This is a genomic window from Idiomarina sp. Sol25, from assembly GCF_033052775.1.
Classification (GTDB): Bacteria; Pseudomonadota; Gammaproteobacteria; order Enterobacterales; family Alteromonadaceae; genus Idiomarina.
This window is the reverse complement of record NZ_JAUPEW010000004.1, coordinates 213,697-235,509: the sequence shown is the minus strand read 5'-3', so window position 1 is coordinate 235,509 and position 21,813 is coordinate 213,697. Positions and strand designations below refer to the sequence as shown.

The window sequence follows — 21,813 nt, the reverse complement described above, 5'->3', positions numbered from 1 at the left end:
TTATTCCGGGTTAACTTAAAGTTTTTATTCACAGTTGCTTAGTAAGGCTTGGGTAAGCGCCCTTCGTCTTTGCCATACAGCTCGTAATGCAGCAGCGGGTTTATGCCTTCGGCTGCTACGTCGGGGTGCGCCTGACGATAAAACTCATTATTAAAACTCTCGCTTGGGTTGCGCCCCTCAAAACCGCCAAATCGCAAATAATGCTCGGCGGGGTCAACTTTTTCTTTGGCAACATCGGGATAAGTTTCTAGGTACCAGTTGGCGTCAAAGTATATCGACTGAGCAATAAGGTCGCGGTGCTGCTTTGCAAGGCCATTGGTTTTGTTCTTTTTTACCAAGCCAAGGCGCCGTTTTATTCGATAAAACAATGAGCGTTTAGGCTTTTGTACGGTTTGAGGAGCGTCACTTTTGTCGGCGACCAGCGCTATGTCGTTGTCGTTGGGCGTGCCGGTGCTTTTTTTCAGCTGCGTAATGGTGTGCTGTTGCTCCACACACTGTTTTTGCGCGTCTTGATACTTAATAAAGTAGTTTTCCAGCTCTTCTTGCACTTGCTGCAGTTGCAGTAACAGTAATTCGTTTTCTTCTTCGACTTCTTTTAGTTTTTCGGGTTGCTCTGGTACAGCAGTTTTAGCTTCGGCGGCTTCTTTTTTCAGAGTTTCAACTTGCGTGGTTAACTGTTTATTCTGAACGTTAAGTTGCTCTAGTTCACTTTTAAGTTCACTTTGTTGCCGCTCCAGCTCCTGCGCTTTCTCGTCTTTCTGTTTTAATTCGCCTTCATGGTCTTTACTAAGCTGCTGCTTACTAATAAAGGTGGTTTCAAGCTCTTCTTGTACTTGCTGCAGTTGCAGTAGCAGTAATTCGTTTTCTTCTTCTATTTCTTTTAGTTTTTCGTGCGCCGCTTTTGCCTCTGCTTCAGCTTCTTTCGCTTTTGCGTCGGCCTTTACCGCTTCGGCTAATGCTGACTCGGCGTCAACCTCTACCTGGTACGGCTGCTCTTCTAATTGCAGAGTTAATGCCTCAAGGCGGTCTAACCGCGATATAATATCAGGGTTTTGCAGCACTATTTGGTGTCCGGCCATAAGGGTTAAGTCACCCGGTTGAACGTTAAAGTCGGCTAATGCACTTGCAGCTATGCCGGTCTGCTCTTCCAGGTTAACAGATTGCGCTAAGGCATTTTGAATGCATATAAGGCGAATACGACGCCGGTTTTTACGTTGTATATTCAGTATGTCGTCAATGCGCGCTAACCAGTCATTACAGGCAGTTTGGGCGTCTACCCCATTGCTTAGCTTATTAGCAATGTAAACGCTGGGGTCACTGTAAAACACATATACTGTGCCGCTTTGCTCGCTCAGTTGCTGAGTTATGTGGTCTTTGGTAACGGCGGTTTGTTGCTCATTAAATACATGAACGCTGTTAATCGTTGTTAGGTTGTCGGTCATGTCCTGTTTGTTCCGTTTACAAATTTAATACGTTAAGTAAGCGCCGATTAACGTCGCGCACATTAAACCGTTGCTCTGCCATTGCACGGCTAGCATACCCCATGCTCTGTAATTTGTCAGGGTGGTTTACCATGTTCAGTACGGCGTTTTCTAAGGCGTTGGTGTCGTGTCGTGGCACCCGGTACCCGTTAACGCCATGCTCTACGGTGTCTTTGCAGCCGGGGCCGTCGGTGGTTATTACCGGCCGGCCTATGGCCAGTGCCTCCTGCGTGCTACGCGGCAGCCCCTCACGATAATACGACGGCAACACAAAAACACTACTGCTTTCGATATAGGGCACCACATTGTCAACGTGCCCCACGTAATCAATAACGCCTCGCTTTACGTACTGCTTTAGCTCGGGCAGTGAAACGCCGTGCGCTGTGGTTGCCCCGCCCACCACTTTAAACAGCGCCTCGGGGTGTTTGGCTTTTACCCGCTCGGCTACGTCTAAAAAATAACGGATGCCTTTTTCGTTCAATAGCCGCCCCACAAACACAAAAGTAAGCGGTGTTACAGGCACCGGCGAGCACTTAAACTGCTCTAAGCATACGCCTATGCCGCCTAACACCACGGTATTGGGCATGTCGACTTTGCACTGCTCTTTTAAGTCTTTTTTGTCGTCTTGGTTGAGCACGATTAAGGCGGTGCTGCGCGGCAGGGCCAGCCGAAACAGCCAGCACTGCACTTTTTTTATCACTCGCATTTTTACGGTTAAACCGTGTTTGCCTTCGGTGAAGGGGCGGCCTAGCCCTTCAATTTTGGCAATGCGCTGTGGCACGCGCGCCGCCCAGGCGGCTAAGGTGCCAAATATGGCGGGCTTGGCAAAATAACAAAAGCTCATGCTAATACGGTGTTTTTTAAAGGCCCGGTAAAGCTGCCAAAGGGTCAGCAGATCTGAAAATGGGTTAGCCGAGTACCCATTTAATGAAAACCGCACCGGTATAAAGCCCATTTCACGAATTTTTAGCTCGCTGGACGTGTCGTAGTCAATGGCAAAGGCGTAAACCTTATGGCCTTTGGCGGCTAATTCGCGCATAAGCTCGCCGCGAAAGCCCAGCATAACGTTTACTTCTTTGCCGACAAAGGCGATGTGCTGTGGTGTCGCTTGACTCATACCGTTTACCGCTTGGCGTTCAGCAGCTTGCGTACTGACTTTTTCAGCAGTGTGCCTGGTAGAGCTACTGCCTTTGCAATAAGGGTGCTTTGTTGCTGGCGTTGTTTCTGTAAACATGCAATGACTTGCTCTGGCGTAACACTTTGGCTGCCACTGTGCGCCAGCCGATACATAGGATAATGAATTAGGGCCGCAGCGACCAGTTCGCTTAGCTCTAATGTTCGTGTGCGTCGCGGTTGCGGATTGTAGTCTGTTGTTAAACCCCAGCCACTGTAAAACGGCTGGCCGTAGCAATGCACTTGTTTACCACGTATCAGCGCTTCAAAACCACTTAAAGAGGTTAGCGTGTGTACCTCGTCTGCCGCGTCAAACATAGGGTTAATACTGGCGTTAGTTACATAGCTGTCGCACAACTGTTGGGCTTGCTCTTCGCCCTGTCCGGCTGCTCTGGCACCGGCAACAACGTCGGGGTGCGGTTTGTAAATAATAAAGGCGTCGGGGTTTTGTTCGCGTACTTGCTGCAACAGACCCATATTGGTTTTTATAACCGGCGAGCCCAGCTGTATGCTGGCGTCACTTTCTACCTGACCGGGCACTAAAATAATGCGCTTATGGGTGACCGGTGGCTGCCAGCTGTTGCTGCCGGTGTTGTATTTATTCACACCCGTGGTGTTCAGCTGCTGAATTAGCGCTTTAGCCCGGTGTTTGTCTTTGTCGGTAAAGCTGCCGTTTTGTAAAAGGTACTCTAGGTCTGACGACTGGGTTGCGTCAAAATACATGCCACGGCTGTCGACAACCCAGGAGCACGGACGGGTAAATTCAGCGCCTAATCCCACTGAGCGCAAGAAGCCGTCTTCTACCCGATACAGGGTTACGTTTTCGTTAAAGGCGCTTGTTGGCGTTTGTACGCCCCATATTAATGCACTGGCACCGGCTGGCACCTGGCTGGGTTTAGCAACAAACTGCGGCTTTAAATAGCCGAAAAACTGCTGCCAGCTGGGCTTCCAGTAGCGCTTTACGCCGACAATATAAACCGGCAGTTTAATGTTTGTGATCACGTACTATGGCGCGCGCTAAGTGCAAAATGGCCGTAATAAATACGGTGAAAATAAGGAACACCACAAAGTTGTACATGCGGTCCGGCTTGGTGGAGTACTCCGGCATTGTCGGGAACTCTAAAATAGACACTTGTTTTAACTTTCTGGCTGCTTCTATACGGGTGCTTTCCAATGCCGTAAGCGTAGTAGTATAAAGCTGTAGAGCAAACTCCGCGCGTAACTGTAAGGTCTCAAACTTCGCTGAAGTTTCGTTGAGCGCGGTGCCGCTTTGGCTGGCCATTTTGTTCTGCTCAAGTTGAATTTGCTCTTCTAACGAGCGAATTTCTCGCGTTAAGCGCATCACTTCCGGTGAGGTTTGGCTTTGGTAGCTCAGCAATGCTTTTTTACGCGCTTCTAATGCAGCGGTTTGAGCCTGCAGCTGCGATACCGTCGTGAATATGGCCTGTACCGTTTGTGTGGGTGACACCAATCCGTTTTCATTTTGGAATTTTAACAGTCGCTCCCGTGCTTCAAACAAACGCTCTTCTGCCTGTTTAGCTTGCTGGTCTATGAACTCAACTTGCTCTTCAGCCAAGCGTTGCCCCATGCGGTTCATATGTTGCTCACCCTCGTCGAGTAAGACCTGAACTATAGTTTGCGACATTTTTCTGTCGTAGGCTTGCACTTGAATTTTTAGTATTGCTGAGTACTCATCGAACTCGATACTCATATGACTTCGAATGTACTCGTGGAACTTTTCAATGGGAACATCGGCACTGTCGAGCCTGGACCAGGGGTCGATAAAGTCCTGCGAATAGTGACTGCGTAAGTCGAGATCTCGCTGCAGTTTTTTCAGCATCGTCACTGACAATAAGTGGTCGCGCAGCAGTAGCAAGTCGCCCGAGCCCTGGGTACCGCTTAACAGCGATGATATGTTCATGCTGGACATATTCACTTCCGGGCTTTCGAGCACAATGTGCGCTTTGGAAACGTAGCGGTCGGTAGCAATAAGCCCCCAGTAAACAACAGCCACCAAAATTAAAACCAATGCTATGGCCCAGTGCGGTTGTCGTTTTATTGTCCGTATTAAGGGCGAGTTCAAAGCTATGTCCTCTTATTATCAATTAGGTTTTCTGGGTCGTAGCGGCCCGGTTTCTGTTTTTCATTATAATTGGGCGTTTGACCAATACTTTCATAGTAAGCGTCGAGCGCGTCATCGAGTTTGTCGTACCATATGGCTTTGCCTTCATGCAGAAAAATGCCCGACTGACATAAGTCGCGTAAAATTTTCACCTGATGCGATACCATAATAAGGCTGGAACGGCCAACGCGATCCTGAAAGGCCTGGGTTGCCTTGTTTTTAAAAGTAACATCGCCTACGGCGGTCGCTTCGTCCGACAAGTACACGTCAAAGTCAAAGGCCAGAGACAACCCAAACGCCAGGCGTGCCTTCATACCGCTAGAGTACGTGGCTATGGGTTTATCAAAGGCTTTGCCTATTTCAGCAAAGGCTTGTACTTCTTCAATAATGTCGTCGACGTATTTATTACCACCCTGTATGCGGCTAACAAACTTGACGTTCTGACGGCCTGTCATAGATGGCTGAAAGCCGCCACTTAAGCCTATTGGCCAGGAAATACGGCAGCGTTCAATAATTTCCCCTTTGTCGGGCGCGTCCATGCCGCCTATCATTCGCAGTAGTGTAGACTTACCCGCGCCGTTTTTGCCGACAATACCCACCGATATGCCCCGGGGTATGGTAAAGTTAAGCCCTTTTAACACCCAGTCACCGCCAAAGGGGCCGTGGTAACGCTTCCACACGTTGCGGGCTTCTATTACTGGCTCTGTCGACATTAGCTTGAGACCATTCGCATTTTATAGCGAACCTGTAACGCCAGCCCAAGTAACAGTGTGCACACGCCCCACTCGTAGACGTAGCTGAGCTCTACGTCCCGCACCATGTGGTAAGTTGAGAAGAAGCTACCGCGAATAAGCTCTATGGCGTGTAACATGGGGTTATAAAGCAAGTATTCTTGTATGCCGTGCGGCATTAGCTGTATGGGGATCATAACACCGGACAGCAGGTACAGCGGTAATGACACTAGCGCGACAATTTTCGCCGCCTCCGGGAAAAAGGTGACCAATACAGAAAAGCTCATAGCCATACCCAGCCCCAACAATATAACGGCTAGCCAGACTTCTATTGCACCGAGTGGGTCGGCGGGCACCATGTCAAAGCCCAGCATCACAAATACGGTTATCATAATTAATGTGACAACGCTGTGCAGTTTGGCTTCCATGGCGCAGCGAATGATCACAGTATCGGTTGGATGCACTTGCCGGTAACAAAACAGCGCTTTATTGCCGTTAATGGCGGTCATGCCGCGGTTCCAAAGTGAACGGAATAAAAAATAAGTGAGTAGGCCAATAACCAGCCAGGGAATAAACTCTGCGCCTGGTACTATGCGGCCTCGGCCAATTAAGTCACGCACCGCAACAAGAAGGACCACATGCAGTATCGGCTCTAAAAACAGCCAAACCGGCGCAAAACGGTCCTGCGTTAACCGCGCTATGAACTCCCGCATAAACAATGCGGTGTAAACATGCCATGTGACAAGCCACGGCGAGCGCGGTTTTGCCTTGGGGATACTCACGTTATCTCTCGCTTACCGCTTATAAGTCCAGCGCCACTTTGGTCGCTACCGCAATTTGATACAGAATTTGTGTAATAGACTGCGCTAGCTGAACGTTTTTGCTGCTAACCGCTGGTAAAACCAGTATTTCATCGCCCGGGCGCAGTTGAGCGTTGTCAGCATTCACAACTTCGCCATTTTGACGAACAATGAGTATACGGTCATCGTCGGCTCGGTTAGTGAAACCGCCGGCGCCTTCTATGTACTGGTAAACGTCTTTGTTGTCGACATACACCGCTGACTGAGGCACATAGACTTCACCGCTGACTAATACCGAGTCGGTACGTGCTGGCAGTGTTATGACGTCGCCATGCTGTAAGCGGACGTCGACAAGTTGGTCGTTATTACTGACCACAAGGCGGCCTGAGGGTTTTACGTCGCGCGCTTTTTCCACAAACTGGCTTATGAGTTGCGCTTCCTGCGCTCGTATACTGGCCTCTTCCGCGGTTGACGACGGCGCACCTAAGTAGGTTTGCTCAAGACGATCTAAGCTTTCTTCCAGGGCTTTCTTTTGACGCTCGGCAACGCTTTGACGTCTTATGGATATGTTTTTGTAGTCGGTTTCTTTAGGGTCAATAGAAACCGTGTTTAAAAACTCCATTAAGCGAGCGTTTTTCGGTAAGACAAAATACGATTGTCCGAGGTACTTACCTTCCAGCTGCACCACAATTTGCTCGGGGCGTTTGTCAGCAAAAAAGGCAATTTCGTCGCCGTCTTTTACCGGTACATTTTCAAACTGAGACAAAGTGACATAATCTGCCACGGGGCCGTTGTTGCGAGTACCCACTAACAACGCGTGTGAAACGCCGGCTTTAAGTTGAGACAAGTTTTCAATGTCTTTACCGGTGGCTACTTTTTCTTCCAGTTCGTAATGATACGAGCGCCCGACGTCACCATAAACCGTTACTTTAGAACCTCGCTCATGAACTAATAGCGTGTCGCCCTCTTCAAGCTGCGGCTGCTTGAGGGTGCCTTTTGTCAAAAAGCTATAAAGGTCGAACTGTTTAATGACTTTGCCGTCTCTTATCAGGTCAATTTGGCGATAAGAACCCAGTTCGTTATCTATGCCCGCGGCCTGGTCCAGAAAATATAAAACTGAGTCGCTTGGAACCCCTGCGTAACGCCCTGGTTTATTGACATACCCCGTAACCATAACGGCAACCGGCTGTATGCCCTGCACGTTGGTGTACACTTTTACGTCACTGGAATACACCGAACGAATAGCGCCTTCAATAACGCTTTTTAATTGCCCGGCTGTGGTGCCTTGCACTTTGACTGGCCCCACTGACGGAATAAAAACATACCCTTGAGCGTCTACCGGCAGTACACTTTCCACTTCGGTGGCACCCCAGACTTTTAGGGTAATTTGATCACCCGGCATGATTTTGTAGCCTGGGTTTAGGCCGTCGCTGCGCAAACCTCTAAAGCCACCGGTAAATAACTCAGCACCAAAGGGTTGAATGGCCTGGCGATCTTCTTCTGACAACATTTCTTCCATAACCGGGCCGTAGGTGCCGGTGCGCCAATTGGTGCGGCTTTGTGTTGGAAGTTGTTGACCCGAGGCTAAGGGAGATTGGTTTGCCTGACTGAACACTTGAGGGTTAGCTGCAGACGTGTTGGCAGCCGAGCCTTGTTGACTCATGCGCTGCTCTAGCTGCTCGCGCTGTTGTGGAGAGAGGTCAGAAAGACTTTGTGCTGTTGTTGTGAAGCTGAATGTTAGTAACGCTACGGTAGCCAGTAACTGTTTCATTGTAGCGCTCCCTGGTTATCAAACTGGTTAAAGCTGCGGCTAATACCCCAGCGTTTTTTACCGTATTCGCAAATAATGAGAGCGTTCTGTGTTGTCTGTGCTTTTACGCAGTCCTTGCCGCTTGCAGAGAAGTAGCGCTCCTTTACCTGCAGTTCGTATTCGTGGCTGCTTGTATCGACAACATTAAGTACTTCACCCGTTTCGGCAAATTTTACTTTTTCTGTGCTTTGCGGAGTTAAATAGTTAATGTTTTCAGTGCTATGCCAGCCAGTGTTACTGCCAGGGTTTGTGCTACAAGCTGTCGCACCGAGTAGAACCAGTACACTCGCCACTGCGTATTTTAGTGTTTTTATTTTCATAACTTGTTTTGCCTGCCAGTAAGTTGTCAGCGTTTAGGCACGCTACCGCCCTTGAGATGCTGCTCCCAATAGGCAGATAAAGTCCTTTTATTTTTAGCCTGTCGTCATTCTACCTAGCAGACACAGTCTTATCTAGGAAAAGTCATAAAAAAGCCGCGCTAATTGCTTAGCGCGGCCAAAGTTTCAACAACCAAGTATTAATTAATGACTAAGGTCGTCAGGGCTTGTCTCATAGTTATGTCCTTTTCTATGGGTTTAAAGTTCCTATATAAAACCCGTTTTAGGCAACAAAAAGTCAATGAAAATTTTACATATTATTTACATAATAATGCGCTGTTTGGTGATACCTACATGGTAGGGCGCATCAGGCTACGGGTCGGTAGCCTGATGCGTTTTCGGTTACTAGGTACTACTGTTAGTGTTTGGGTGCCGGGTTATTATTGAGACGCGGCAAGAAGCCTATGCGTTCAATTTCGCCAGCGGCACGTGCCGAAGCAGCTTTACTAGCCGAGGCTTGACCCATATTGGGGTTGCTCAAGTCGCCCGGTAGATCGCGAAGCTCCATCATGTTAACGCGGGGCTTAACCCAGGTGCGTGACACATCGACCGTGCCATTACCCAGCTGGAGGTCCTCGAATTCAAACTCGAGAACATACACCCAGCCGTCTTCCGTTTCATGCAGCAGGTGCCAGCGACGTACCATACAGTCTTCAGACAGTTCCCAAGAAACACATCGCGCAGCTCTTTCAATGTCCAGAGTCTGGCCATTGTCAGAGAGGTACCAGTTGGTGTCGGTATAAGTTGCTGTCAATATAGCCGGGTCGTTGATACACCAGCCTTCGTCATCGACTTCGTTGCACCAAGTGCTCACGTTGTAACCGGTGGTTCCTTGCTCAAACTGCCATCCAAAGTAGTAGTCCAGTAAAGGCCTGCCCGACTCCTGATCCCAGGTTTCTTTTGGCCAACTATTAATATGACCAAACCACAGCTCATTTGCGTCGGTTAGAATATCGTCCGCAACCGCTGCTATTTCCGGATCTTGTTTAACGACACGATTATAGCTTGCGACAATGTTGCCATCAGAGGTCTCGGCCGCCATTAGCGCCCCATAAAGACCACCAATTTGGTTAAATACCTCGACGGTTTGTTCGACGTCACCATAGAACATTTCGACGGTGCCGTCAGAGAGCTCCCAGGTACCCTCAACACCGGTATACAGAGCACTGAAGGTTCCATCTTCGTTAAAAGCAACCATGTCGGAGGCGAACTGTAGGGAGCCGTCTTCGCTCGCAAACTCACCCAGCACGTTAACGGCCCATGTGCCCACTACGTCTTCCGGTGTTACCGGAATAAGCTCTAAACTATCGCCATTTAAATAAACGGTACTAGGAGTGTATGTATTTTCACCAGGAGGAATTTGGTAAGTTTCACCATCCCACTCAAGAGGCTCATACGTAACCGTTTGGGTGTACTCTTCGCGAATACTGTCTTGACGGTTACCCTTGGTAATAACTTTAAAGCGCTTACCGTTTTCAGTATAAGTGGCTTGAACCTGGTCTCTGTCCGCCGCTTCATAGGCTGCTCTAATATCCGGGTCGTCAGTGACATTATGGACAGACAAATAGCTCGTATATTGAACAGGGTTTTCGTACGTCAAGACATAGTACCCGCCCTCATCAATCTCCCAGGTAAATGCGGAGTTGCTTTGATCGGAATAAACGGGCGAAACCACCATGCCACTGCCGTCGCTCTCAAATACCAGCACTTCATAAGAACGACTGACAAAACCCGGCTGAGTTGGCGATGTTGCCATGTAAAATGACGGCGGCGTTGGGTTTTCTTCCTGCTCGACAAGCTCTGGGTCATTAATAATTTCGTCAACTACAGCGTCAAGTGCTTCGGGGTCTGTTGCTTCAACGTCTTCAACATAGGCGTTGTATGACTCTTTATTTTGCACCAGATCTAACACACTTTCTGTGCCCTCAGGCAACGAGAATTTTTCGTTGTCAACAATCAGCTTAATAACTGCCGATACTTCTAACAGTTCGTTCGGGTCGACCGCTTCTTGAGCAACACTGAGGCCTTCTTCGTCTGCTGGTGCTTCACCACCATTGGCTTCTCTCATGAGTGTGTAGCTCGCGGTTGTAACGTTAGTGACGTTAGTGCCTGACGCTTCTGAGCGCTCTAGAACACCATCGTCGCCCGCAGCCTGGGCAAGCGTTGCCATTGACTGAAGAGCACTGACAAGCTCGACATGATCCTGATTATTCTCTGCTGAGCCTTGTGCCATTATGGTCAACAGCTCAGCACCTTCTGAAAAGGTTACGTCTAATGAGTAAACGCCGTCTTCGTCGGCTTCGGCAGTGTATGTTTCTCCGCCTAAAGTGACTGTGACTGTTGCGTTAGCAATGGGTGAGTCAACAACCTTACCGGAGATGCTAACGGTTTGTTGAACCGTGATGCTGACTTCAGCCGTGGCTTCGTCTTCGCCGTCACTAATCGTGTAGGTAAATGAGTCTGAGCCTGTGTAGTCGTCATTTGAGGTGTAGAGTATTACGGAGCCGTCGGTTGTTGCGGTGCCGTTATCAGGGGTGGAAACATCGGTTATTTCCAATGTGTCACCATCGGCGTCGGTGTCGTTTTCGAGAACATCAATGCTTAGCTCTGTTGCAGTTTCTGCAGTTACTTCGTCGTTGACTGCTTCCGGAGCGGTGTTGCTGGTATCGCCGCCTCCGTCGCCACCACCAGAGCCTGTGTCATTATCGCTGTCACTACCGCACGCAGCGAGCGTAAGCGCTGCGCCGAATAATAATAAATACGAGTATTTCATGGCTTGTTCCTAGTTATTGTCCATTTTTATTACCCGCACCACCGCTAAAAGCAGTGGCCCGAATAATAGAAACTAGGAAAGAACGTAAAGAAGATCAACAAAACCTTTACAAAATATTTACAAAACTTTTACACCCGACGTCAATTGACGTGGAGGTTACACCGTCATCCGTTTTATAACCGCATCGGTACTTTGGTCAAATGATTCTTTACTGTCACCGTCTAATACTCGCAATACATCGACGGCAATTTTCTTACCTTTTTCGACGCCCGGTTGGTCAAAGCTATTTAAGCCCCAGATAATGCCTTGCGTAAACACCTTGTGCTCGTACGCAGCTAACAAGGCACCGAAACTTTCTGGTGTCAGCTCATCCATTATGAGCAAATTCGACGGGTGCCCACCTGGGTAGTGGTCGCGTGGTGATTCGGTATTTTCACTGCCTTCCCACAGTAGCCTGCGATGCGCCAGACAGTTCGCAACGGCTAAACGTTGTTGCTCTGCTAAGCCTTCCTGAACGGCTGGTTCAAAGCCTGGTGCTTCGCGCTTCAATACGGTAACAAAGTCGGCGGTAAATTGATCGTAGCCCTGGTGCAAATGTTGGAAAAACGCATGTTGTCCGTTAGGTCCAAAACCGCCCCAAATAATAGGGCCAGTTGGGTAATCTATCGCTTTATTGTCTGCCGTTGACTGTTTACCGTTACTTTCCATGTCCAGCTGTTGCAGGTAGTTGGGCAACATACGCAAGCGACCGTCGTACGGCAAAATCGCCAAGTTATTAATGCCCAGCTCTTCACGGTTATACACACCATAAAGCGCCAGCAACATAGGCAAGTTGTCTTCGGCCGGCGCTGTGAAAAAGTGCTCGTCCATAGCTTTGGCGCCTTCCAGCATTCGCTCAAATGGTCGCACACCAGTGGTCAGCGCTATGCTCAAGCCAATAGCCGACCACAACGAAAAGCGGCCGCCAACTCCTTCACCAAAAGTAAACTGCTGCGCAGGTGGAATACCGTAGTCGGTCATAGCCTGGGCGTTCGCCGACACACCTATTACGTGTTTGTCCAACCACTGCTCCTGGCTTAACGCAGGTTCTATCCAGCGTCGCACCGTATCGACATTGGCAAAGGTATCGATAGTGCTAAATGACTTAGAGGAAATAATGAATAAGGTGGTTTCCGGGTCGACAATGGGCAGTACCGCGTACAGCTGGCCACCATCCATGGATGAGACAAAATGCACTTGTAAGTCGTGCAAAGCTGCATCATCGGCAAACTCTTTTAATGCGAAAGAGCCCATTTGAGGGCCCAAGTCTGAACCACCAACGCCAATGTTGACTACGTCCGTAATGGGTTTACCGGTAGAGCCTAGCCAACGCCCCGAGCGTAGTTTTTGTACTACATCCACAAACCGCGTTTTTCGGTTAGACTGCTTTGCTACTGCATGAATAGAACGGCTTAGCACGTGAGTAACTGGACGATCTTCACTTACGTTTTTATATTCGCCGCGGCTAAGTTGCTGGCGGACGTCATAAAATGACTCAGGCAAGCGCTTGCTTGCCTGTTTTCTAAGTTCGTTGGCTGTTAACTTTTGGTAGCTGGTGTCCAGCGCTAAGTAAGGTCCGTTTTTAATCATTTATATTTCCGTTTTATATCAAATCAGGCTACGTCGGTGTCGTTATCTTCACAAGTGCGATGTTTGTTCCAAATGACATCGCAGATTCTATTGTCCGTTGGCTGGTAACCAGCGGGGGCACTCAATAGAACTTCGCGTAACTCATCGATTGCAAAGCGCTGGCAGCTGTCGTCCAGTTTAGTCAGCAACTTTTCCATTTCTTCCCATGCCAACGCATTTTCGTTAGCACGCAAAATACGTGGGTGGTCGCTGGCTTCAACATTGTCACCAATGAGCAGCTCTTCGTACAACTTTTCACCTGGGCGTAAACCGGTAAACTCAATGGCAATGTCGCCATGCGGATTCTTCTCAGTTTGTTCTTCAAGCCCTGACAGGCGAATCATCTTACGGGCTAGATCAACAATTCTTACCGATTCACCCATGTCTAATACAAATACCGAACCGGAATGCCCCATAGTACCGGCCTGAATAACCAGCTGGGCGGCTTCGGGAATGGTCATAAAGAACCGGGTAATATCCGGGTGAGTTACGGTTACCGGCCCACCATGCTCAATTTGTTCTTTAAACAACGGTACCACCGAGCCCGAAGAGCCCAGCACGTTACCAAAGCGCACCATAGAAAACCGCGTTGTATGCTGGCGTAACGCCAGTGCCTGCAGAACCAGCTCGGACAAACGCTTAGTGGCCCCCATAACATTCGTTGGGCGCACAGCTTTGTCTGTAGAAATAAGCACAAATTGTTTTACACCGGCCGCAATAGCTGCTTCCGCAGTATGCCAGGTGCCGAATACGTTGTTGCGCACGCCCTCAACCATATTGTATTCAACTAATGGAACGTGCTTATAGGCGGCGGCGTGGTAAACGGTATCGACCGAGAACGTCTTAAGTACTGTTTCAATACGGTTACGCCGCTGCACGGTACCAATAACAGGAATGATCTCGGCGCCAATGCCCTGATGCCGACAAATTTGCATGAGCTCGCGTTCAATAGCGTAGAGTGCAAACTCGGACAGTTCGTAAAGCACCAGAGCCTGAGGGCGCTGCTCAAGTATTTGCCGGCAAAGTTCTGAGCCAATAGAGCCTCCGGCGCCGGTCACCAAAACGGTTTGTCCAGTAATGTGTTTTTCCATTAACTGCGGTGCAGGGGTTACCGGGTCACGGCCTAGTAAGTCTTCGACACGTACGTCCTGCAACTGATCAATGGCCATTTCGCCATTCACCATATCCGACATACCCGGAACGGTTTGCACCTTTACAGGGAGTCTTTCTAAGCTGTCCAGAATTTGGCGACGACGAGAACGTGGCGTGCTTGGCAGCGCCAACAATATGCGTTGAATGTCACATTCACTAATTAAGTTCGCTATGTTATTCGGCCCAGTTACTTTTAAGCCCAATAAAGACGTATTATGTAAGCTAGCATCGTCATCAACAAACATGACCGGATGAAATTCATCGCCGTTTGTCAGTGCTTGCGCCAACTGCCTACCCGCCGAACCGGCGCCATAAATCATGACGCGATCTTTGCGGCGACTAATGGCTCGTTGATACCCTTCGCGCACAATTAAACGACTGCCCCCGGTCAACATAAAGGCAATAAGCACATAATTAACGATAGCTGCAACGGGCAGCGCAATGCCCATCCAAAGAGCACCAATAAAGAGCAACACACCACTTAGCAGCGCCGTAATAAAGACTAAACTGAGTATTTTAAACCCAACGTAGCGCACAACCGCCCGATAAAGCCCCAAGCGGATATAGGCCAGCAAAGTAACACACAGTACGATTCCCGCTAGCAAGATCCACTCTGATGCCTGCAGTGGAAGAATGGCGTCAAAACTCAGTAAATACGCAGACACCATGGCAATGGCAATCGAGAAAATATCGACTGTCAGGCCAATGCCGCGCTTCAAGTTACGCGGCAATTGCATAAGTACTTTAAACGGTTTCAACGATATATCCTTATATTCTTATTAGCGGTTATAAAACGGCGATCTTTCGTCCGTTATACCATACAACGTTGACTGCCTTCTTAGCTGCTGCCCACCGTTTCGCATTAACGGGGTCCATGAAATACCGACACGCTCACGTGACGGTCGCACGCTCATTAGGTCAAACGGAATATTCACGAAAAAGCCTTTCGTAAAGCTACCTTCACCATATTCTTCTGAAGAGACATCTGTAAAGGCTGCGAAGGCACCAACAGTAACACCGCTGTCAAAACGTTTTTGCATGGTCACATTAACACCTTTGTCACCTGCCAAAAACTGCCCTACGTCAAGCTGCAGCATTGTATCGGACAACCAAGGCATTTGATAATACACGCTAGCAAACCCAGTTGTAACTTCATAGTCTAAGAAGCCGCTGCCACCGGTAAAGTTTCTTTGGCGAACTCGGTTCACATTCATTCCAAAGGACCATGGGCTGTCTATTGGGCGATACAAGACTTCCGCACCGGCACCACCAAACATACGTTCCAGGTAACCCGCATAAGCCATAGAGAACCAGTCTTGTCCCAGGCGTTTGAAGTAAGTGAGCTGCGCTCTTTCCAGCCAAACATCATTACGTACATAACGGCGTATGTTGGTACGTACCTCCGGCAACTGCGCCGGACCACCGTCCAGGAAGTTAAACTCGTCGTAGTTGGTTGCCAGGTTAAAGCCGGCCTCGCCAAATAATTCCAGATTGTCCGTTAGCCAACGGCGGCCAAACGCATAAACGCCAAGCTGGTAGGTATAAAAGTTTTCAGGGCTACCGAAGTCCTGCTGTAAAAACGGTTTTAAACCATACCCAGTGTCAAAACTGTAGTCAGGGTTTAGCATCCATTTACCATCTGCGTCTGATGGCATATCGGGAGAGTCGAGTCGAGTAAACAGCTCTGCTGTTTCATCTACCGACTTACCCGGGTCAGCATTATTAATGCGCCGCTTAAAAGCGTCGGCATCGACCCGCGAATTAACGTTAGGGTCAAACAATGTCATATCGACCAAGTTATAGGTTTTAACTGACTCGGGTAGTTCAGCCGCCATAATACGTGCAGCTCTGTCATTGGCTTCGTCACTGTCGCGATAACGACGGTGATGTGCAAACAAGGTGACTTCTTCGTCACTGTTTTTATAGAAATGAGCCGCACTAAACGCTCCCTGCTGGCGCATTTTTGAGCTCATACTTTGCCAGTTAACGTCAGCAAAAGACTCATTAGCCGGTTTTTGAGGCGGTGTTTTTTCTTCTTTGACTTTTATCTGGTCCAGCGTATTAAAGTTAGTCCGCAAGTTGATACTAAACATAAGCGTGTTGCCGCGCTCATAACTCACTTGCATGTCAAACCAGTCCGTTACCTGATAGTTGGCACCAAAGTTCCAGCGGCTTTCTGGTGTGATAGTTACACCAGGCCGATCGGTACTATAGTCGTTGCCTTCGTACTCGACTTTTAAGCTCAGAGGCTCCCATGGTGTTTGGTACTCAACACCACCGAAAAACGCTGCTTCACCGGTGAACCAACGGTCGGCGTCAACGGTTCCACCTTCGCCACCATAACCGCCTTTACGTTCGCAAAACTCGTCAGAAACCTCACAGAAAGGGTTAGAGACATCATCATATGTTCCAAGCCGGCCAAAGCCCAAACCCAGGCTCACATCTAAAGGCCCAAAGCGTTTGTTTGCCACGACAAATTCGGAGTCAAAAAAACCGGTACCCGAAAAGTCCCTGAAACCGGCGCTAACTTCTGGCAACCAGTAACCTTCCTTCCACAAGCGGAACTTAATATCAAAGCCCTTATCGGTGTATATTGTATCTCCGCTAAAGTCTGGTACGTCGCTGTATTTTTTATTGGGCATGCGGTTGTAGAATGCGGTTGCCTCTAACCAGGGTAAAACCTGCATATTGACCGTGTAGCGGTAATACTCCTGCATGTCTGAGTAAGAAAGCGCCACTTCACCTTCTTTCGCCATACGTGCAGTGGGGTTTTGCATTAACCCAACAGAGCCAAAGTTATTATAACTTGGCGAAAGGTCTTGCCGTGACCAATGCCAGTCTGAAGTTGGCTCGGCCGACACTTCATACAACGGTGTATTGGTAGCAGTTTGAACAGACTCGTCTGAAACAAAGTTACTCAGTAATGACTGAATGTCGCGGTTCAAGTTTTCATATTTAGACGGCAACTGATTGTCTTCAAAACCAAGCCACAGTATGTCTCCCGCAACCAACTCTGTGTCGTCTTGCTTAAAGTATGCCCAGTCTGCTTTTACTCTTTCGTCAACGTTAATTCGAGTTGCCGTTGTTTTATCATAAGCGGTCAGTAACCCGCCTTCATCTTCTACGCTGTTTAGCCAGTTTGCGACTGTTTTCCCTGAGTGAAACTGGTACTTACCCGGCTTACTTACCAAGCCATAGATATACACAAAATTTGGACGCTCAGAAATGACCAGTTCGTATTCACCAGCCGGCAACAATGGGTTATTCGCTAACTTCTGTCTTGCCTGCTCTAGACTTAGCTCCCCCCAATATTGCTTACCGAGCTGCCAGGTTTTTATTTGGCTTTTTAGTTGTTGTGCGGCTTCGGCTTTGTCGTCTTTTCGGCGACTGCTCCAGTAGTTTGCTAGCTCATTCAGTTGCGCTATGACTTGACGTTTTTTCTGAAGCAATGCTTCTTGCTCGTCAACCTTCACCAGCCGCGCCGTTGGCCAGTAAGTGTTTTGCAGTAAGCCTTGATCTTCCATAGCTGACAAAGCTTGCTGTAAACGCACAGGGCCTTCAAATTTAATGTTTTTGTTTTCTTGGGCATTAGCTGGCAATGCAACTGCCGTGGCAACTGAAAGAAAAGCAGGCAATAACAACGTATTTTTCATAAACAGGCTCATTTAACGTTTTTTTCCGAAGCTTTGGCGCTGTAGTCACGACCAATCCACGTGACTTGCGTTAAAGTTAATTTAGGGGTTTGCGGAAGCACTTTCTGCTCACTTTTTAAAACATGACCGTCGTCTTCAATCCAGTACGTATTTATGAACGACTCATCAGTTAGTGAAAAGCGTCCTTCTTCGGTCACTACGGTTGCTTTTACTGCACCAAATGGCATTTCTACGGTTACACTTTTATCTTTAGAAAATGTTGACCGGACTTTTCGGCTAAATGTCTTGCCATTTACTTCGTAATCATAATAGCGCTGCCACACCCGATTACAGTTTTCTGGTGATGTTATGATGCATTGCAATGGGTCCTTACCCAGATTAGAAATACTGCGCAAGTTATCTTCCAACCCTTGAGTTCGAATAACACGACCGTTTCTTAGCACCAAGGTTTCTTTGTCGGCTGTAATGAAGTGCCAGTCATTGGGCTTATCAACATACCCCAGAATAATCAGTGCCCTGGCTTTACCTTGCCAACGTGCATACAAGGATGTATAGGGAAAATCTTCCATTTTTTCAGGGGGGAGTTCAGCGTCTTCGGCACTCTTAAAAGCATATTCTACTGTGGCGCGAACTTCTTCAGTTACCGCTGTGCAGGCAGAAAGCAAAATAGCGAAGAAAAAAACAAACCAATAACGATACATGAAAATCTCTTAAATTATTCAGGGAGCTGATAAAAAAATACCGCCAGAAGGCGGTATTTTATCACATGATATTTAAGAAGCTATTACGAAGCGCTTCGTAATAGCTTGCTTTATACTCTTATTACTGTACTGGAACAGTGATAGTGTATGTGTTAGTGCCAGTACCAGTCACTGTTACAGTGTGAGTAGGACCTTCTGGATCTTCTGGCTCGTCATCGTCGACAGCTGGGTTTGAAGAGCTGTCAGAAACAACTGCTACAGCCGCTGCTGCTGCAACGCCTGCAAACACCATTGCTTGGGTAGACATGCCACCGATGCCGCTACCAGACGCTTCTTCGCCTGCCGCACCTTGTTGTGCCATTGCTGGCGCGGTCGCTAAACCTAACGCAGCAATAATTGATAATGCTAATGTTTTCATAATGTTAACCTCACTCCAGAGATATAGATACATGTATCACTGCCACTAAATTCATTTTAGCTAACAGCAAACTCCATAGTATGTTGCTACGCAACAAATTGCAAATTAGTTTTCTCTCGTTTTTCAAGTAATTGTAGCTTTAACAAACTTTTACTGAATGTCATTAAATACTGGTAATAGCCGCTACTGCTACCGCCGAATTATAAATAATATTGGTAATTTGCGACCACAGTTCTAAGTTCTCACTATAGGTAGTATCCAGAGGTACCACAATGGCATCACCCGGCCCTAAGTCGGTGCTGCCACCAAAGCCAAACCAGCTGCTGCCACCTTTATAAGGTTCTATCGCGCCATTGGCTTTGACTACGTATATGCGGTCAGTATCGGCTTTCTCTTTTGTCCCGCCACTGCGGCTAATGTAGTCATCAACCGTTAGCTCTGGGTCAAACCGGTACGAGGTGGCCATTTGTACCTCACCCATAATGCTAATGGAATCACTACGTGAAGGCACATGCAATGTGTCGCCGTCTTTCAATTGCACGTCACGTGTGCCGTTCATTGACAACACTTTGGGTAAATCCATAATTAAACGGCCAACCGTCGGCGTTGACATTAAATCGGCCAGCAAGGTGCGCATTTGGTCGTAAGACTGGTTAGCGTCACCCGTGCCGGTAATCATATTACTGGCAATTTCACGCTGCAGCTCCTGTGCCAGCATTTCTTTGCGCTTTTTCTCCTGCTCCTGAAGTTCCTCGCGGGTAAACACCGCGCCTTCTAAAAACGCATGGTCGGTAAAGCCGCCGGCGCGCTGAATAACGTCTGTTAAGGTTTCACCACGCTTAATAGCGTACGTACCCGGAAAGCGAACTTCTCCCCTCAGAGTCACTTCATAGGTGTTTTGCCATTCCGGGATACTCAGTACATTTAAACGGTCACGTCCCTGCAACGGCACATCGACTTCACCGTTTAGTAAAGCCGCTAAATCTATTTTTAAATAGTCCGTGTTGGCGCCGTCTTTACCAATAGTCCAGCGAGTAATTTCGGCTTGGTCCATGTAAGCACCATTTTTCAGGCCACCCGCCGCGGCCAATAACTTCTCAGCCGTTGCGTTTTCAACCAGGGGGTAAATGCCCGGGTGCATAACCTCGCCAGCTACAGAAACAAAAGGCGCAGTACCTGTTGTTGTACGCTGACGCTGTAGGCGTTGCATAATGGGCTCAAGTAAGTTCTGGCGTGAATACATAGCCAGCTCATTTTTCACTGTGGGCTCATCTTCTTCCTTTTCAGTGAAAAGCTCACGCAAAGGCACAATTTTATCTTCGTTCTCGGCGTCAGGGCTTTCTGATGAGCCAGCTAGTTTTGTATTAACTACGTCATTTAAGTAGGCGTCGCGATAGGCATCTAACTGGCGCTGACGCTGCTGATATTCACGCTCTTGCTCCGACAAGGTATAACGTGACAAGTTATCGCGCTCTTCCGCTTTGGTTTCAAAGCGGCTGAAAACCACCAGCTGATCACGTTCGTTCAGGCGCAAATTTTCGCCCTCAACACCGTTAATAGCGTCTGCCACATCAAACTGCAGAATTTTCACGGCACGGCGTGGGCCTTCCTCACGCACAACCAGGCCATAGCCTAAGTCAGCCTGCTCTAACAAGTCATGGCGAACGTCACGTAATACATCGTTAATGCGCAGGCCTTTTTGCCATTCGTAATACCCCGGTCGGGTAACCGCACCAACCACCATTAAGCTGTTGTCCAGCTCCTCCGACACCTGACGAACCGTTATTGCGTCGCCACCATTAAGTTCACGGTTTAAGTCTTGTTCGGTGGTTAAATCTACCGTGCTGACCAGGCGCTTACCTTTTACAATTCGGAGCAGCTCCACAGAGCTTAAATAAGCAGAGTCAGTAGCGCCACCGGCAAACGCCAGGGCATCTTCTAATGTCTCATCGCCTTTTAATTCATACAGCGCCGGGCGCTTTACTTCACCTTTTACCGCCACCATGTCGCCGCGTGCCGGAATAAAAATCACATCGCCACTTTTTAGAATTTTGTCGGCAGACGCGTCGCCTTGTAACAGTAAGTCGTACAAGTCGAATTCGGACGCGACTTTACCGCCACGCATTAAACGCACCGAACGCAATGAGGCAATATCAGAAACGCCGCCCGCTACATACAAGGCCTGGCTTATGGTAGCCAGCGAGCTTACCGTGTAGGCACCCGGCTTGTAAGCCTCACCCACAATAAACACCTGAATAGAGCGCAGTTCACCCATGGTCACTGCAGCCTTATAACCAATTAAGCGTTCCTGCACTTCGTGGTGAATCATTTCCTGAACTAAGGAATAAGTCATACCGGCGACTTTCATTTCGCCTACGTCGGGCAAAACAATGCTGCCGTCACGGTTTACGGTTAGCTTAAAGCTCTCGTCCTGCTTGCCAAACATTTCAACGTGAATCACATCGCCCACGCTAATTATGTAGTTAGCGGGAATAGGTACATGTGCTACTGGTGCAAAAGTATTCGGTTCGCCAGCAAAAATATCGTAACCAAAAGGCTTCAGTTCTGAACGCCCACGACTGAACTCTTTTTGTAAGTCAGCAGGCATGAAGGACGAACCTGACTGACCGGCTTGCTCCTTGCTGGAGCGATCGCCAACCGGATCAATCTCTTGCCTTGCACTGGCATCGCCGTCACGCTGGGCTGCGTTAAACTCATCTATCATTGAAGGGTCTATGCCAAACTGCCGAGCCAATGCCTCTTGTTGTGCTTTAGGCAAACTCTTCAGTTGCTCTATTTGCTGTTGGCTTGGCATGGCCTGAGCCTTAACCTGTCCGGAAAATAAGATAGACAAGCAAGCAAGTACGAGAATAAAAGTAACGTTTTTCATGGTTGGCAAAACTAAACCCTCAATTTTGGTCATACGGCCAGAATAACACGGTAAGATACAGTAA

Annotated in this window: 15 protein-coding genes; all 15 read right to left on the bottom strand. The window is 48.4% G+C overall.

What is annotated here, in order from left to right; genetic code table 11:
* Window positions 1-38: 38 nt before the first annotated feature.
* The gene (locus Q5L94_RS08385) at window positions 39-1,442 is read right to left on the bottom strand and encodes a hypothetical protein (protein WP_317497983.1); all 1,404 of its coding nucleotides are present in this window, start codon (window positions 1,440-1,442) and stop codon (window positions 39-41) included.
* A gap of 16 nt (window positions 1,443-1,458) precedes the next feature.
* Entirely contained in the window at window positions 1,459-2,598 is a 1,140-nt protein-coding gene (locus Q5L94_RS08380; protein WP_317497982.1) for a glycosyltransferase family 4 protein, read from the bottom strand.
* 5 nt (window positions 2,599-2,603) lie between these two features.
* Window positions 2,604-3,656, bottom strand: coding sequence for a hypothetical protein (locus tag Q5L94_RS08375; RefSeq protein WP_317497981.1), 1,053 nt, complete (start codon window positions 3,654-3,656; stop codon window positions 2,604-2,606).
* Window positions 3,640-4,737, bottom strand: coding sequence for a hypothetical protein (locus Q5L94_RS08370; RefSeq protein WP_317497980.1), 1,098 nt, complete (start codon window positions 4,735-4,737; stop codon window positions 3,640-3,642). Before Q5L94_RS08370 ends, Q5L94_RS08375 begins: the two co-directional genes overlap by 17 nt.
* 2 nt (window positions 4,738-4,739) lie before the next feature.
* Entirely contained in the window at window positions 4,740-5,489 is a 750-nt protein-coding gene (locus Q5L94_RS08365; protein ID WP_317497979.1) for an ABC transporter ATP-binding protein, read from the bottom strand.
* Window positions 5,489-6,289, bottom strand: a complete 801-nt coding sequence (locus Q5L94_RS08360) for an ABC transporter permease (RefSeq protein WP_241968879.1) — start codon at window positions 6,287-6,289, stop codon at window positions 5,489-5,491. The genes Q5L94_RS08365 and Q5L94_RS08360 overlap by 1 nt, the downstream gene beginning before the upstream one ends.
* 19 nt (window positions 6,290-6,308) lie before the next feature.
* Window positions 6,309-8,078 (bottom strand): polysaccharide biosynthesis/export family protein, encoded by a 1,770-nt coding sequence (locus Q5L94_RS08355; RefSeq protein ID WP_317497978.1) that lies wholly within the window; start codon window positions 8,076-8,078, stop codon window positions 6,309-6,311.
* Complete coding sequence (locus Q5L94_RS08350) at window positions 8,075-8,437, bottom strand: hypothetical protein (protein WP_317497977.1); 363 nt, start codon at window positions 8,435-8,437, stop codon at window positions 8,075-8,077. Before Q5L94_RS08350 ends, Q5L94_RS08355 begins: the two co-directional genes overlap by 4 nt.
* 415 nt (window positions 8,438-8,852) lie before the next feature.
* The gene (locus Q5L94_RS08345; protein ID WP_317497976.1) at window positions 8,853-11,267 is read right to left on the bottom strand and encodes an Ig-like domain-containing protein; all 2,415 of its coding nucleotides are present in this window, start codon (window positions 11,265-11,267) and stop codon (window positions 8,853-8,855) included.
* A gap of 156 nt (window positions 11,268-11,423) precedes the next feature.
* Window positions 11,424-12,896 carry a glucose-6-phosphate isomerase gene (gene pgi, locus Q5L94_RS08340; protein ID WP_317497975.1) on the bottom strand — a complete coding sequence of 491 codons (1,473 nt, stop codon included), beginning with the start codon at window positions 12,894-12,896 and terminating at the stop codon, window positions 11,424-11,426.
* A 23-nt stretch (window positions 12,897-12,919) separates the two neighbouring features.
* Window positions 12,920-14,824, bottom strand: coding sequence for a polysaccharide biosynthesis protein (locus tag Q5L94_RS08335; RefSeq protein ID WP_411161934.1), 1,905 nt, complete (start codon window positions 14,822-14,824; stop codon window positions 12,920-12,922).
* A 42-nt stretch (window positions 14,825-14,866) separates the two neighbouring features.
* The gene (locus tag Q5L94_RS08330; RefSeq protein ID WP_317497973.1) at window positions 14,867-17,740 is read right to left on the bottom strand and encodes a YjbH domain-containing protein; all 2,874 of its coding nucleotides are present in this window, start codon (window positions 17,738-17,740) and stop codon (window positions 14,867-14,869) included.
* Window positions 17,741-17,748: 8 nt separating this feature from the next.
* Window positions 17,749-18,441 carry a YjbF family lipoprotein gene (locus Q5L94_RS08325; protein ID WP_317497972.1) on the bottom strand — a complete coding sequence of 231 codons (693 nt, stop codon included), beginning with the start codon at window positions 18,439-18,441 and terminating at the stop codon, window positions 17,749-17,751.
* Between the two features lie 121 nt (window positions 18,442-18,562).
* A complete protein-coding gene (locus Q5L94_RS08320) occupies window positions 18,563-18,859 on the bottom strand; it encodes a hypothetical protein (RefSeq protein WP_317497971.1) in 297 nt (98 codons plus the stop codon).
* 163 nt (window positions 18,860-19,022) lie between these two features.
* Window positions 19,023-21,749: an SLBB domain-containing protein gene (locus Q5L94_RS08315; RefSeq protein WP_317497970.1), complete on the bottom strand. Its 2,727-nt coding sequence runs from the start codon at window positions 21,747-21,749 to the stop codon at window positions 19,023-19,025.
* Window positions 21,750-21,813 lie beyond the last annotated feature (64 nt).